This is a genomic window from Thermus sp. CCB_US3_UF1 (genome assembly GCF_000236585.1).
GTDB lineage: Bacteria > Deinococcota > Deinococci > Deinococcales > Thermaceae > Thermus.
Map to the genome: position 1 here is coordinate 1,170,962 of NC_017278.1, position 14,242 is coordinate 1,185,203.

A 14,242-nucleotide genomic window follows, 5' to 3' on the forward strand; every position below is an offset into this window, starting at 1 on the left:
GTGGGGGCATGAGGAACCAGGAGCTGGCCCGCCTCTTGGAGGAGATCGGGCTCATGAGCGAGTTTCTGGGGGATAACCCCTTCCGGGTCCGGGCCTACCACCAGGCGGCCCGCACCCTTTACGACCTGGACATCCCCATTGAGGACCTGGCCCGAGGGGGCAAGGAGGCCCTGCTGGCCCTTCCCGGCATCGGCCCCGACCTGGCGGAGAAGATCCTCGAGTTTTTGGCCACGGGCCGCCTGAAAAAGCACGAGGAGCTGGCCCAGAAGGTGCCCCGCGGGGTCTTGGCGGTCATGGCCGTGCCCGGGGTGGGCCCCAAGACCGCCCGGCAGCTTTACCACGAGCTGGGCATAGACTCCCTGGAGGGGCTGAAGGCAGCCCTGGAGCGGGGGGATCTCCTGCGCCTCAAGGGGTTTGGCCCCAAGAAGGCCGAGCGCATCCGGGAAGGGCTTGCCCTGGCCCAAGCCGCTTCCCAAAGGCGGCCTTTGGGGGCGGTGCTCTCCCTGGCCCGGGGCCTTTTGGAGGAGATCCGCCGCCTGCCCGGGGTGGAGAAGGCGGAGCTCTGCGGCTCGGCCCGCCGCTACCAGGACACCGTGGGGGACCTGGACTTCTTGGTGGCCAGCCTCGAGGGAGAACGGGTGGTGAAGGCCTTCCTCCGCCTGCCGCAGGTGGGGGAGGTCTACGCCAAGGGGGAGGAACGGGCCACCGTCTTCCTGAAAAACGGTCTCCAGGTGGATCTCCGCGTGGTGCCTCCGGAGAGCTGGGGCGCGGGCCTGCAGTACCTTACGGGGAGCAAGGGGCACTCCATCAAGCTCCGTTCCCTGGCCCAGGATAGGGGCCTCAAGCTTTCGGAGTACGGGGTGTTCCGCGCAGGCGTGCGCCTGGCCGGGGAAACGGAGGAGGGGGTGTACGCCGCCTTAGGCCTGCCCTACATCCCCCCACCCCTGCGGGAGGATAGGGGGGAGGTGGAGGCGGCCCTGGAAGGGCGGCTGCCCCGGCTCCTTGAGCTAAGCCAGATCCGGGGGGATTTGCAGGTTCACTCCACCTACTCCGACGGCCAGAACACCCTGGAGGAGCTTTGGCGGGCGGCCAAGGCCTTGGGATACCAGTACCTGGGGGTCACGGACCACTCCCCGGCGGTGCGGGTGGCGGGGGGGCCCTCCCCCGAGGAGGCCCTCCGGCGGGTGGAGGCCATCCGCCGCTTCAACGAAACCCACGCCCCCCCCTACCTCCTGGCGGGGGCCGAGGTGGACATCCGTCCGGACGGCTCCCTGGACTACCCCGACTGGGTCCTCAGGGAGCTGGACCTGGTCCTGGTCTCCGTCCACTCCCAGTTCAAGCTTTCCAAGGCCGAGCAGACCCGCCGCCTCCTTAAGGCCCTGGAGAACCCCTTCGTCCACGTCCTGGCCCACCCCACCGCCCGGCTTCTGGGCCGCCGGGCCCCCATGGAGGCCGACTGGGAGGCCATCTTCCGCAAGGCCAAGGAGAGGGGGGTAGCGGTGGAGATCGACGGCTACTACGACCGCATGGATCTCCCCGACGATCTGGCCCGGATGGCCTACGGCATGGGCCTTTGGATCAGCCTTTCCACCGACGCCCACCAGGTGGAGCACCTGCGCTTCATGGAGCTGGCGGTGGGCACGGCCCAGCGGGCCTGGATTGGTCCTGAGCGGGTCCTGAACACCTTGGCCTACCCCGAGCTCCTGGCCTGGCTCAAAGCCCGGCGAGGGCCTTTGCCCTGAGGAGGATCTCCAAGAACATATCCCGGGTGAGCCTCCCCGTCTGGGTGTTCTGCCGGGAGACGTGGTAGCTGCTGAGAAGGTGCCTACCCCCGGGCAAGGGGTAGTGGGCCCCGTGGAAGAAGGGGTGGGTGCTCCGCCTGAGGCCAAACTGCTCCAGGAGGGCCTCGTGGGCCACCCGGCCCAGGGCCAGGTAGACCCGGAGTTCGGGAAGGAGGGCAAGCTCCACCCGGGTCCAGGCGCTGCAGGCCAGGATCTCCTCCCGGGTGGGGCGGTTTTCCGGAGGGGCGCAGCGGACCGCGGCGGTCAGGTAGACGCCCAGGAGCCGGAGGCCGTCCCCAGGGAGGCTTTCCCTTTGGCTGGCCAGGCCGGCCTCCCAGAGAAGGGGGTAGAGGAAAGCCCCCGAGGCATCCCCGGTGAAGGGCCGGCCCGTGCGGTTGGACCCGTGGGCCCCGGGGGCTAAGCCGACGAGGAGAAGCCTGGCCTTGGGGTCGCCAAAGCCGGGAACGGGCCTGGCCCAGTACACCTCCCCCCGGTGGGCCCGCTTCTTTCCCGCCACCCCCTCCCGCCAGGCCACCAGGCGGGGGCAAAGGCGGCAGGCCGTGAGTTGGCTGCGGAACTCGGTGAACCCTTCCATCGCCACGAGAATACCCCCTGGACCCTGGGGTCCAGGGGGCGGGAGGCTTGGGCTATTCGCTGCAAGGGCCGGGCCCCAGGTAGCCCTCGTTGTACTGGGCCAGGATGCTGGCGTAGGTGCGGGCTTGGTGGGTCAGGGTGCGGGAGAAGGGGCCGCTGGGCGTGTAGGCGCTGAAGAAGCCTTCGGCCCAGGTGAGGGCCTCGGCCACCGCGGGCGGGGTGGCGGCCCCGTTCAGCTGGTTGAGCTTGGCGGCGATGAACTGGTGGGCCAGCTGGTAGTAGGGGTTGCCCCCGGAAGGCGGGGTCCAGAGGACCTGGTAGTAAGTTTGGTTGGAGCGGTAGAAGTCGGTGTCCTCCCCTTTAGGACCCACCCGATCCCATGTGCTGTTCCGGGGCTTGGCGGGGCCGTACTTGGTGTGGGTCTTCCAGTAGCCCTGGGTCAGGGTGCACCCCTGGGCGCAGGCGGGTACCCGTACCTGCACCGTCCAGCTGGAGGTGGCGGTGCTCCCCGTGGTGTTGGTCCTGAGGGAGGCGGTGTTGGTGAACAGGTAGGAGGTGTCCTGGTTTCCGCAGGGGTAGGGGCCCACGTTGAGGGTGTAGGCGAAGGTTTTGGGGGCCTCCCCGGCGGCTACCGAACCCAGGGGGCCGTAGGGGTAGCGGTCGTCGAATACCTCCACCTGGCCGTCCACCACCTTGGTGGGCTCGCCGAAGGTCACGGGGGCGGTGGCGCTTACTTGGCGGAGCCGCTCCTGGCCCTGGCGCACGTAGGTGGCGGTGGCCGTGTTGGTACGGGCTTCTTTGTTGGGAAGGGGGGCTTGGTAGGTGCAGGAGAGGCTTTGCCCTGGCTCCAGGGTGCGGGGCAAGGGACCGCAGTCCACGCTGGCGGGCATATCAGGGGAAACCAGGTCGGACACGCTTTGCACCACGAAGGGGATGGGGGTGTTGTTGCGCAGGGTGATGGTGCCCCTTACGGCAAAGTCCCGCTCCTCGAAGCGGCTCACGGCCACCCGTACCTGGTAGTTCACGGGGAAGACCTGGCCGGCGCTCAGGGTGAGCTCGCTCCGGTCGCCCATCTTGTGAATTTCCCAATAGTACTGCCGGGTGTAGCGGGTTTCTGCGGTTTTCTCGGCGCTCAAGCGGTACTCCCAGCAGAAGGCCACGTGGCTGATGGCCGGGATCTGGCCGGATGTGGGGTGGTCGGGGGAGCGGAGGCCGATGCCCGAGGTGGCAGGGGGATCGTAGAGGTAGACGTTGGCCCCGGGGCCGCCCTTGACGATCACCGCGGCGATGGCCAGGTTGCTGCTCCAGTCCACGTAGCGGCCGTCAGGGGAGAAGTTCACCGTGACCTGATGGCCGTAGGTGTCTAGGGGGTAGGTTCCGCTCGTTGGGGGGTCGATCTTGTAGGCTCCGTCAAACGTCACCACGGCCTGCCTGCACTCGAAGTCTGCGTTGCCCGACTTCCAGTCGGGGTAAGGGGTGACCCTGGGGCCTTCGGGAACCGCCACCGCTGGGCTCAGGGGCTTGCCTCCCATCTGGCCGCCACAGGCGGCGAGGAGGAGGGCTAAACCTGCCCCAAGAAGAAACCCTAACCGCTTCATGGGTTTCATGACCGCCTCCTTTCCCCTTCATGATGGAAGCGACCTCGAGGCCCCACAACGGGCTTTGGTTCTAGAGCCGAGCTCTGTGGATGCGTGCGACTTGTGCAAAAAAAGTCTTAGGTCCCTCCTAGACCAGAAAGCGGATGTGGGCCAGCTGGGTCCGCTTCCTCACCCCTAGCTTCTGGAAGACCGCCGTCAGGTGGGCCTTCACCGTCTTCACCGAGATCCCCAGCTCCTGGGCGATCTCCTCGTTGGAAAGGCCGATGGCCGCCAATGCGGCCACCTCTTTCTCCCGGGGGGTGAGGGTGGGGAGGGGCTCGCCCACCAGGGAGGCCACCACTTTCCGCTCGGCCCAGACCTCGCCCCGGGCCACGGCCTGGAGGGCCCGGACCAGCATCGCCAGGCCCTGCTCCGGGTACAAGTACCCCCGGTAGCCCCGCTTGAGGGCCTGGGGGGCCTGGCTGGGGTCCCGCAGGAGGATCACCGCGGGCATGGGGGGAGGGGCGGGGATCTCGTGGTCGGCCTCCACCACCCCCACCTGGGCGGCGAAGGGAAGGTCCACCACCTCGAGGCCCCGCGCCCTAAGGGCCTCGGCCAGGGCCTCTTTGTGCACTGCCAAAGGAAAGTGAAGCCAGACCTTCAGCATGGCCTGGCCCTATCCTAACGGCTTAGCCCCGAGCGGGCCAGGTGGAGGCTGGGGGCCGCCCTTGGCGGCCAGGCCCCCCGAGGCCCTTGGGGAAACCTAGGGCTTTGGGCGGGGCCTTTCGGGTTTCAGAGGGGGATGTTGTCGTGCTTTTTGAAGGGCCGCTCCTCCTTCTTGTCCCAGAGCATCCGCAGGTGCAGGTAGAGGAGGCGCCGGGTCTGGGCAGGGTCAATCACGTCGTCGATGTACCCCCGGCCCGCGGCCACCCAGGGGTTGTCAAAGGCCCGCTTGTACTCCTCGATCTTGCGGCGGCGGGTTTCCTCGGGGTTGGGCGAGGACTGGATTTCCCGGCGGTAGATGATGTTGGCCGCCCCCTCGGCCCCCATGACTGCCACCGCCGCCGTGGGCCAGGCCAGGACCACGTCCGCCCCCATGTCCTTGGAGTTCATGGCCAGGTAGGCCCCGCCGTAGGCCTTGCGGGCGATGAGGGTGATCTTGGGGACCGTGGCCTCGGCGTAGGCGAAGAGCATCTTGGCCCCGTGGCGGATGATCCCCCCGTGCTCCTGGGCTACCCCGGGGAGGAAGCCCGTCACGTCCACCAGGGTGAGGAGGGGGATGTTGAAGGCGTCCATGGTGCGGATGAAGCGGGCCGCCTTGTCCGAGGCGTTGATGTCCAGGGCCCCGGCCATGAACCGGGGGTTGTTGGCGATGACCCCCACGGGATACCCTCCAAGCCGCCCCAGGCCCACGATGATGTTGCGGGCGAAGCCCGGCTGGATCTCCAAGAACTCCCCCTCGTCCAGGAGGGTCCGGATCACCTGGTGCATGTTGTAAGGCCGCCGGGCATCGGGGTGGACCAGGTCTAGAAGCTCAGGGGTCAGGCGGTGGGGGTCATCCTTGGGCTCCACCACCGGGGGTTTTTCCCGGCTGTTTTGGGGCAGGTAGGAGAGGAGCCTTTTGATGAGGTCCAGGACCTCCCGGTCGTCCTTGCCTTCCAGGTGGGCTACCCCACTCCTTTCCATGTGCACCTGGGCCCCGCCCAGCTCCTCAAAGCTCACCTCCTCCCGGGTTACGCTCTTGATGACCTCGGGTCCGGTGATGAACATGTAGCTCCCGCCCCGGCTCATGAGGACGAAGTCGGTCATGGCGGGGCTGTAGACCGCCCCCCCGGCGCAGGGGCCCAGGATGGCGGAGATCTGCGGCACCACCCCGGAGTAGATGGCGTTGCGGTAGAAGACCTCCCCGTAACCGGAGAGGCTGTCCACCCCTTCTTGGATGCGGGCCCCGGCGGAGTCGTTTAGGCCGATGATGGGGGCCCCCACCTTGGCGGCCAGGTCCATCAGGCTGGCGATCTTCCGCCCGTGCATCTTGCCCAAGGAGCCGCCTAGGACGGTGAAGTCCTGGCTGAAGACGAAGACCAGCCGCCCCCCGATGGTGCCGTAGCCGGTGACCACGCCGTCCGCGGGGGCCTCGAGGCCCTCCATGAGCCCGGTTTCCAGGTGCTCGGCGAAGGGCATGAGCTCCACGAAACTTCCCGGGTCCAGGAGGTAGTCTATCCTTTCTCGGGCGGTGAGCTTGCCCTGCTGGTGCTGCTTTCGGATGCGCTCCTCGCCCCCGCCCAAGAGGACCTTTTTCCGCCTCTCCTCCAGCTCGGCAAGAAGCTCGTCCAGGATGAGTCTGGCGTTGTCGGCCATACTGGCCGCATGATACACTAAGAAGCCGGGCATGCTTCCAGCAAAGGCCGCCCGGTCGGGAGGTGAACCATGGCGCGATGGCTCTTGGCTGCCCTCTTGGCGTTCCTTCTGGTGCTTGGCCTTTGGGCCGGGTACCAGGGCTATACCCGCTTCCTCGCCTTGGAGGGGAAGGTGGCGGCCTTGGAGGCCCGGTTGGCTGCCCAGGAGGAGGCTCTAAAGGCCCTAGGAGACCGGGTGGGCCGCCTGGAGGCGGAAGCCTTCCAGGCCCCCACGCCCCCCCTCTCCCTGCCGGAGGTTCCCGAGGCGCCAGGGGCCCCGGCCTGGCCTTACGCGGTGGGGGTGGTGGGGGTAGTCCTCCTCCTCTATCTGGCCCTGCGCCTTTGGCCTAGGGGGGAGAAGCCCCCTAGGGAAGGGGAAAAGCCGGAAGTTTCCCAGGAGGAGGCGAGGATGGAGGAGGAAGGGGCCCCGCCCAAGGGGTGAAAACGCCCAGACCCCTTGGGGGGGCCTGGGCGGGGAAAACCCCTAGTCCTTCAGCCTTTTCACCGCCTGGATCAGGGCGGGGAGCACCTGGTGTACGTCCCCCACGATGCCGTAATCCGCGTGCTTGAAGATGGGGGCTTCGGGATCCTTGTTCACGGCCACGATGAACTTGCTCTTGTTCATCCCCGCCAGGTGCTGCACCGCCCCGGAAACCCCCAGGGCGATGTAGAGGGAAGGCTGCACGGTCTTGCCCGTCTGCCCCACCTGCTCGGCGTAGGGCCGCCAGCCGGCGTCCACCACCGCCCGGGTGGCCCCCACGGCCCCGCCCAAGAGGGCCGCCAGTTCCTCCACCCCCTTGAAGGCCTCGGGGCTCCCCATTCCCCGGCCTCCCGTCACCACCACATTGGCCTCGGCCAGGGATACCCCCTTCCTCTCCTCCTGGACCCGTTCCAGTATCTCCACCGTGGGCACCGGGGGCACCGCCAGGGGTACCACCTCCCCCTGGGTCCCCAAGGGCTCGGCCAGGGGGGTGGTGTTGGCCTTCACCGTGAGCACCACGGGCAGGGGGGCCCGCTGCCTCTGGGTGACCCGGTTCAGGTAGGCGTAGCGGGTGGCGTGGACCATGCCCCCTTCGGCAGCGCTTTCCAGGGTGTCCTCCAGGAGGCCGGCCTTGAGGGCGTAGGCCACCCGGCCCAGGTAGGTCCGGCTCTGCCGGGAAGAAGGGGCCACGATGGCCTTGGCCCCGCCCTTGGCCGCCTCCAGGAGGGCCGCCGCCCACTTCTCCGCCGTGTAGGGGCCGAGCTCGGCCACATAGAGGACCTCCACGTAGCCTCGGGCCTCCTCCACAGGGGCAGGGCCTTCGGCAAGGAGCACCCCTGCCACCTTTTCTCCCAGGGCCTCGGCCAGCTGGCGGGCCCGGGTGAGGGCCTCGAGGCTGGCCTTCCGCAGCTTGCTGCCGTCGTGGTCCAGTACCACCAGTACCATGGGATCCTCCCTCAGATGACCTTGGCCTCTTCGTGGAGGAGCCTCACCAGCTCCTCCGCTGCCTGGACGGGATCCTTGCCGTCCAGCACCTTTCCTAGACGGGCCTTCTCCTGGATGCCCTCTTCCAGGATCTCCACCCGGGGGTTCCCGGCGAAGGCCACCTTCTTGATCTCCTTCTTCTTGGCCTTCATGATCCCGGGGAGGGTGGGGTAGCGGGGCTCGTTCAGGCCCTGCTGGGTGGTGAAGACCGCGGGCAGGGGGACCCTTACCCATTCCGCCCCCTCGTCCAGGTCATGCTTGGCCTTGGCGGTGGCCCCCTCCAGCTCGAGGACGGTGGTCCAGGCCACCACCGGGACCCCCAGGGCCTCCGCCAGGGCACCGCCTAGGGCCTGGCTGTCCCAGTCCGCCTGCTGCCCCCCGGTGAGGATCAGGCTGGGGGCCTCCTCCCGCAGCACCGGGGCCAAGGCCTCGGCGGCGGTGACGGGGTCGGCGTAGCCCTCGTAGACCACGTGCACCCCCCGGTCCATGCCCATGGCCAAGGCGGTGCGGATGGCCTCCTCGGTGCGCTCGGGGCCAAAGCCCACCACGACCGCCTCGCCGCCATGCTTTTCCTTGAGGCGGAGGGCCTCTTCCACCGCGTACTCGTCCATCTGGTCCAGGATCAGGGTGGCCCCGGAGAGGTCCACCCGGCCTCCTTGGACCTTGAGTCTGCTCTCCCCGTCGGGAACCTGCCGGATCACCGCTACGAACTTCATCCCCTTGCCTCCTTTCACTCCGCCAGGAGGTGCCTGGCGATGATGAGCCGCTGGATCTCGTTGGTGCCCTCGTAGATCTGGTTGAGCTTCACGTCCCTTAGGAGCTTCTCCACGGGGAACTCCCGCACGTACCCGTAGCCCCCGTGGATCTGGATGGCCTGGTTGGCGGCCTCAAAGGCCACCTCCGAGGCGTAAGCCTTGGCGATGGCGCTGGCGTGGGCGTGGGGCAGGCCCTGGTCCGCCAGCCAGGCGGCGTAGTAGGTGTACATCCGGGCGGTTTCCAGGCCGATGGCCATCTCCGCCAGCTTGAACTGGATGGCCTGGAACTCGGCGATGGGCCGGCCAAAGGCCTCCCGCTCCTTGGCGTACTTCCTGGCCTCGTCTAGGGCCCGCCGGGCCACCCCCACGCTGCCCGCGGCCACGGGGATCCGGGTCTTGTTCAGGGTGTTCATGGCGATCTTGAACCCCTCGCCCTCCTCACCCAGGCGGTTCTCCACCGGCACCCTCACGTCCTCAAAGACGAGCTCATAGGTCCCCGAGGCCCGCTGGCCCATCTTGCCGTGGATCTTCACCGCCTGGAAGCCAGGGGTGCCCTTCTCCACCACCAGGGCCACCACCCCCTTGTGGCGGAGTTCCGGGTTTAGGGTGGCGAAGACCACCACCCACTCCGCCTCCCCCCCGTTGGAGATCCACATCTTGGTGCCGTTGAGGACGTAGTGGTCCCCCTGGCGCACCGCCCGGGTTTTGAGGGCCGCGGCGTCAGAGCCGTTTCCAGGCTCGCTGAGGGCGAAGGCCGCCAGGGCTGGCTTCTCGGTGAGGGGGCGGAGGAAGCGCTCCTTTTGTTCGGGGCTGCCCGCTAGGAGCACTGGGGTGATGCCCAGGTCGCTGGCCATGGGGATGGTGTAGATGCCCATGCAGGCATAGGCCAGCTCCTCCCCCACGATCACCTCGTCCAGCATCTTGAGGCCCATCCCCCCGTAGGCCTCGGGGATGATGGCGTTTAGAAGGCCCACCTCGTGGAGTTTCTCAATGACCGGCCAGGGTACCTCCTCCTTCGCGTCGTACTCCGCCGCCACCGGCAGGATGACCTCTTTGGCAAACCGCCGGGCCAGGGCCTGCAGCTGCTTCTGTTCCTCCGTGAGGCTGAAGTCTATGGGCATGCCCACCTCCTAGAGCAAGGGGCCCACTCTTTGACCAAGTCTAAGATTTTGCCCTATGTACACGTCAAAACCTCCATAGGGCATAACCCCAAGGGACTTCCGCGCCTTCCTCCCCCTGCACCCCAGAGGGCAAGCGCCCAAAGGGTGAGCAGGTCCAGCCCCGCCCGGAAGAGGCTCTGTCCCAGCCTCCCGTGCTTCTTGGGCCTCACCGGACGCACCCGGTGCAGCACAAGCCCCGTCCGAAACGCCCACACGAAGGCCAGGCTCAAGGGGACCAAAAGCCGCGAAAGCCTCTCCCCCCGCGTCACGTGCGTGGCCTCCAGGTCAAATCCCCGCCCCTTCAGGGCCCCAAAGAGCCGCTCTATCCCCCACCTGAGCCCGTACACCTCCAGCACCCGGTGAGGGTCCAGGTCCGTAGCCACAATCAGCCACTCCCGGACCCCAAGGCGCAACCCCACCACCCACATGCGCCGCCCGTAGACCCAGTACCGCCGCCTGGGCACCCGGCTCTCTCCCACCTTCAGGGAGGCAAAGAGCTCCCAGGCCCGAGGGCCCGAGCCCAACCGCCACATCCGGGTGTTGGCCTTGATTCGGATGCACCGGGGGATGCCCTTCTCCTCCAGGTACCGGAACCACGCCTCCCCTATGAACTCCCGATCCGCCAGGAACCCCTCCACCCGGAGGTGGGGGAAGTGGGCCCTCAGGAAAGCCAAGGCCCTCTCCATCAGGGCGATGCGTTCGGGGGTGGAGGAGTTGCCGTCGTGGGGAAGGAAGCTCCAGAACAGGGGGACGGCCAGGCCTTGGTACAGGAAGGCCAGCATCAGGAGGTTGACCTTGCTCTTCCCCAGCTCCCACTCGGTCCGGTCCATGACCAGGAGGAGCCCTTGGGGTCGGAGGAGGGCGAAGATGAAGCGGGCATAGCCCTCCCCGTCCAGCCCCGGCCAGGCCAAGAACCGCTGGAACCTTCGGTAGGCGGAGCGGGGGTCAGGGCTGGCTATGGAGCCGAGGGAAAGAGCGAGTCTGGGGCCGCTTGTGGTGCGGGCGGTGACCAGAGCCATCACCAGGGCGGCCAGGAAGGTGAGGCGCCTGAGGTCGGCCTTCCAGTATCGCTTCAAGGCGTTGATGAGTGGGGTAAGCTGTTCCATGGGGACCACCTCCTATGGGTACCTGCCCATCCACGTGGGCGCAGGTCCATCCTAAAGGGGTGGTCCCACGTTTTGACGTGTACTGAGGATTTTGCCCTTCCCCTTGCAACCCAGCCCCCATGCTACCATTGGAGGCAGATGAGACTCGTGGGCCAGCTAGAGATTCTGGGGCGTTTTCAGCGGGCGCTGCTCAAGGAATTGGAACCCGTACAAATCTTACGCAACCTCCTGGAGGTGGCCACGGAGGAGGGGGTGGAGCGGGCCGCCCTCTTCCTCTACCACCCCGAAACCCGGGAGCTCATGGGGGAGGTGGCCTCGGGCCGGGGGCGGCACTACACGGTTTCCGCCATCGTCCTTCCCCTGTACCAAAAGGGACCGGTGCAGGAAGCCTTCTTCGCCGCGGGACCCGTCAAGCGGGGGGAGGAATGGCTTCTGCCCGTGGTGGGGGAGGAGGACTCCTATTGCTGGGCTGACCCCGAGGCCCGCTGCAGCGTCCGACCCCGGGCCACCCGGGACACCCGGGCCCTGGTCTGCCCCTCCTGTCCCCGTTTTGTCCCCAAGGGGGTGCTGAGCCTGGAGGGGGTTCCCCCGGCCTTGCAGCCCCTTCTGCCCCTTCTGGCCCAGCTCACCGCCTTGGCCCTGAAGAACGGGGAACTCCTGGCCGAGCGTAACGCCGCCTTGTCCCGGCTTTCCCGCCACGTGGAGGCCCTTTCCCACGTGAGCGCCCTGGCCCGCGAGGTGGCCAAGGCCCTGGAGCCGGATGCCGTGCTGGCCACCCTGGCCCGCTCCCTTTCCGAGCGGTTTGGCTTTTACCGGGTCACGGTGGCCCTGGTCAAAGGGGATCGCCTGGAGGGCCACCTGACCGTCAAGGGTTCTTCCTTGTACTGGACGGAGGGGCGAAGCCGTATCCACCTGGCCTGGGGCTCCTCCCCAGACCCCCTGGCCCGGGCGGTGCGGGAGCGTAGGACCCTGGTCCTGACCAAGGGGGAGCTTCCCCAAGGGGTGGCCCAGGAGGCAGGGGCCAGCGTGGCCTATGTCCCCATATTGGCCGAGGCCGAGGTTCTGGGGGCGGTGGCGGTGGACCATGGGCCCGGCGGGGGCTTGGTGAACGAGGACGAGGTGCGCTACGTGGAGCTCCTCTCGGGGGTGGCCGGGGTGGCCCTGAGGAACGCCCAGCTCTACCGGGAGAAAACCCAGCTTTCCCTGGCCTTGGCCGCGGAGCGAAGGCGGCTTTCCCAGGTGCTGGAGGAGCTTCCCGACGGGGTGGTGGTCCTCTTCGGGGACCGGGGCTTTGCCAACAGCCGGGCGCGGCAGGTCCTTGGGGTGGGCCCGGAGGTGGACCTTATGGACCTTCCCGGGGCCTTGGCCCCGGCCCTGGAAGGGGGGCGGTTGGAGCTGGCCCTGCGGGGGGGCAGCTACAGCGTCCGGGGGCGGCGCCTGGAGGAGATGCGCCTTCTCGTCCTCCACGACATCAGCGAGCGCACCCGCATGGAGCGGGTCTTGAGGGAGCAGGTGGCCTTCACCCAGGGGCTGGTGGACGTGGCCCAGGCCGCCTTGCGGCAGACGGGGATGCGTGCCTTGGCCGAGGCCATCGTGAGCCGCCTTCAGGCCCTTTTCGCTGCCGACGAGGGGATGCTCCTGGCCGAGGGGGAAGGGGAGCTGCAGGCGCTCTACAGCACCTGCCCCCTGCCTGCCCCCTTGCCCCGCCCCAACCTCCTGGAGCAGGCCTTGGAGGCCGGGGCCCCCTTGGGGGTGGAGGCCTTGCCTCCGGAAGCCTGCGCCTTGGCCGGGGGCCTGGGGTTAAAGAGTGCCTTGGTGGTGCCCTTCCGGGCCGGGGGATTTGAGGGGGGGCTCCTCTTGGGCTATCGGCAAGGGAGGCGTTTTGGGGAGCGGCTTTTGGGCCGTCTGCACCAGGTGAGCACCCTTCTCGCCTTGGTCTTGGAGAAGGCCCACTTCCTGGAACTCCTCGAGGCCGAGGAGGAGCGCCTGAAGGCCCTCATGGAGAACTCGCAGGACGTGGTCTATGTCCTGGACCGGGAGGGCCTGGTCCGCTTCGTGAGCGCCAGCGTCCGCACCGTTTTGGGTTACGACCCCGAGGGGTACAAGCGCGCCCCCGTGGCCGCCTTGGACTTTGTCCACCCCGAGGACCGGCTGGCGGCGGAGGAGCTTTTGCGCGACCTCCTGGCCCATCCTGGGGAGGTGCGCACCGGGGAGTTCCGCGTCCTCCACGCCGACGGCACGCCCATCCCCATGGAGGCTTGGGGGCGGAACCTCCTGGACGAGCCCCGGGTCCGGGGGGTGGTGGTGAACCTGCGGGACCTGCGGCCAAGGCTGGAGGCCGACCGCCTGAAGGGGGAGTTCATCGCCGCGGTTTCCCACGAGCTCCGCACCCCCTTGGCGGTGATCATGGGCCTGGCGGAGCTCTTGCGGGAGGAAGGGCTTTCCCCCTCAGCCCAGGAGTCGGTGGACCTGATCCTGGAAAGCGCCTTCCGCCTCAAGACCATGGTGGATAACCTCCTCGACACCAGCCGCCTCGAGGCGGGCCGCTTTGAGGTGGCCAAGCGGCCGGTGAACCTCAAGCCCCTCCTGCAGGAGCTGGCCCGAAGCTTCCAGGGGGTGGCCCGGCTTTCGGGGGTGGATTTCCAGGTGGAGTTGGGCGAGCTGCCCCTTTTGGAGGCGGATCCCGATCGGCTGGTGCAGGTGGTGGGCAACCTTCTTTCCAACGCCTTCAAGTTCACCCCCCCAGGGGGGCAGGTGCGCCTGCGGGCCAGGCCGGAAGGGGAAAGCCTCCTCCTGGAGGTGGCCGACACCGGCCCTGGCATTCCCCAAGAGGAGCTTCCCCGGCTTTTCCAGCGCTACGCCCGGGCCAAGAACGCCCGGGCCCGGGGGGTTTCCGGCACGGGGCTTGGCCTATTCATCTCCAAGCACATCGTGGAGGCCCACGGGGGGAGGATGGAGGTGGAAAGCGAGGAGGGGAAAGGAAGCCTCTTCCGGGTTATCCTACCCCTGTATGGCCCGCATCCTGTTGGTTGAGGACGAGCCCCTGGTGGCCCACATGGTGCGCCGCATGCTGGAGCGGGCCGGCCACCAGGTGGCCTGGGCGGCCTCGGGCCAGCTGGCCCTGGAGCGGCTCGCCCAGGAAGCCCAGGGGTTTGACCTGGTGGTCTGCGACCTGGTGATGCCCGGCGTCTCGGGGGTGGAGGTCATCCGGGAGGTGCGGCGCCGGGGAGGGCCACCCGTGCTGGCCCTTTCCGCCAGCGTTTCCGCCCAAAGCCAGGAGGAGGCCTTAAAGGCGGGAGCCCAGGCCTTTTTGGGCAAGCCCTTTGAGGGCCAGGCCCTCCTGGCCCAGGTGGAACGGCTCCTGCAGGGCACCCCGGGGGCAGCCGGGCCCTAGCCTGGTGGGGCTTT

12 protein-coding genes are annotated in these 14,242 nt (G+C 68.1%); 4 read left to right on the forward strand and 8 right to left on the reverse strand.

Annotated elements, in window-relative coordinates:
• Nucleotides 1-8 precede the first annotated feature (8 nt).
• The gene (gene polX, locus TCCBUS3UF1_RS05830) at nucleotides 9-1,742 is read left to right on the forward strand and encodes a DNA polymerase/3'-5' exonuclease PolX (protein ID WP_014515585.1); all 1,734 of its coding nucleotides are present in this window, start codon (nucleotides 9-11) and stop codon (nucleotides 1,740-1,742) included.
• Here the strand turns inward: polX and TCCBUS3UF1_RS05835 are convergent.
• The 4 genes from TCCBUS3UF1_RS05835 to TCCBUS3UF1_RS05850 form a co-directional block, all read right to left on the reverse strand.
• Complete coding sequence (locus TCCBUS3UF1_RS05835; RefSeq protein WP_014515586.1) at nucleotides 1,714-2,376, reverse strand: type-5 uracil-DNA glycosylase; 663 nt, start codon at nucleotides 2,374-2,376, stop codon at nucleotides 1,714-1,716. The genes polX and TCCBUS3UF1_RS05835 overlap by 29 nt on opposite strands.
• 52 nt (nucleotides 2,377-2,428) lie before the next feature.
• Nucleotides 2,429-3,973 (reverse strand): hypothetical protein, encoded by a 1,545-nt coding sequence (locus TCCBUS3UF1_RS05840; protein ID WP_041433982.1) that lies wholly within the window; start codon nucleotides 3,971-3,973, stop codon nucleotides 2,429-2,431.
• 127 nt (nucleotides 3,974-4,100) lie between these two features.
• The gene (locus tag TCCBUS3UF1_RS12335; RefSeq protein WP_014515588.1) at nucleotides 4,101-4,619 is read right to left on the reverse strand and encodes a response regulator transcription factor; all 519 of its coding nucleotides are present in this window, start codon (nucleotides 4,617-4,619) and stop codon (nucleotides 4,101-4,103) included.
• 125 nt (nucleotides 4,620-4,744) lie between these two features.
• On the reverse strand, nucleotides 4,745-6,310 hold the full coding sequence (locus TCCBUS3UF1_RS05850) for an acyl-CoA carboxylase subunit beta (protein WP_014515589.1): 1,566 nt from the start codon (nucleotides 6,308-6,310) through the stop codon (nucleotides 4,745-4,747).
• A gap of 69 nt (nucleotides 6,311-6,379) precedes the next feature.
• On the opposite strand from TCCBUS3UF1_RS05850, the gene TCCBUS3UF1_RS05855 reads away from it, so the two are divergent.
• A complete protein-coding gene (locus tag TCCBUS3UF1_RS05855; RefSeq protein ID WP_014515590.1) occupies nucleotides 6,380-6,790 on the forward strand; it encodes a hypothetical protein in 411 nt (136 codons plus the stop codon).
• 42 nt (nucleotides 6,791-6,832) lie between these two features.
• Here TCCBUS3UF1_RS05855 and TCCBUS3UF1_RS05860 read toward each other — a convergent pair whose 3' ends face one another.
• From TCCBUS3UF1_RS05860 to TCCBUS3UF1_RS05875, 4 genes are read right to left on the reverse strand one after another with little or no spacing between them, the layout of a single operon-like run.
• Nucleotides 6,833-7,774, reverse strand: coding sequence for an electron transfer flavoprotein subunit alpha/FixB family protein (locus TCCBUS3UF1_RS05860; protein WP_014515591.1), 942 nt, complete (start codon nucleotides 7,772-7,774; stop codon nucleotides 6,833-6,835).
• 11 nt (nucleotides 7,775-7,785) lie between these two features.
• Nucleotides 7,786-8,529 (reverse strand): electron transfer flavoprotein subunit beta/FixA family protein, encoded by a 744-nt coding sequence (locus TCCBUS3UF1_RS05865; protein WP_014515592.1) that lies wholly within the window; start codon nucleotides 8,527-8,529, stop codon nucleotides 7,786-7,788.
• Between the two features lie 14 nt (nucleotides 8,530-8,543).
• Nucleotides 8,544-9,689 carry an acyl-CoA dehydrogenase family protein gene (locus TCCBUS3UF1_RS05870; RefSeq protein WP_014515593.1) on the reverse strand — a complete coding sequence of 382 codons (1,146 nt, stop codon included), beginning with the start codon at nucleotides 9,687-9,689 and terminating at the stop codon, nucleotides 8,544-8,546.
• Nucleotides 9,690-9,742: 53 nt separating this feature from the next.
• On the reverse strand, nucleotides 9,743-10,834 hold the full coding sequence (locus tag TCCBUS3UF1_RS05875; RefSeq protein ID WP_014514485.1) for an IS4 family transposase: 1,092 nt from the start codon (nucleotides 10,832-10,834) through the stop codon (nucleotides 9,743-9,745).
• A 138-nt stretch (nucleotides 10,835-10,972) separates the two neighbouring features.
• Between TCCBUS3UF1_RS05875 and TCCBUS3UF1_RS05880 the strand changes: the two genes are divergently transcribed.
• Together TCCBUS3UF1_RS05880 and TCCBUS3UF1_RS05885 are read left to right on the forward strand one after the other, a co-directional pair.
• Entirely contained in the window at nucleotides 10,973-13,867 is a 2,895-nt protein-coding gene (locus TCCBUS3UF1_RS05880) for an ATP-binding protein (RefSeq protein WP_041433788.1), read from the forward strand.
• A complete protein-coding gene (locus TCCBUS3UF1_RS05885) occupies nucleotides 13,845-14,228 on the forward strand; it encodes a response regulator transcription factor (protein WP_041433789.1) in 384 nt (127 codons plus the stop codon). The genes TCCBUS3UF1_RS05880 and TCCBUS3UF1_RS05885 overlap by 23 nt, the downstream gene beginning before the upstream one ends.
• Nucleotides 14,229-14,242 lie beyond the last annotated feature (14 nt).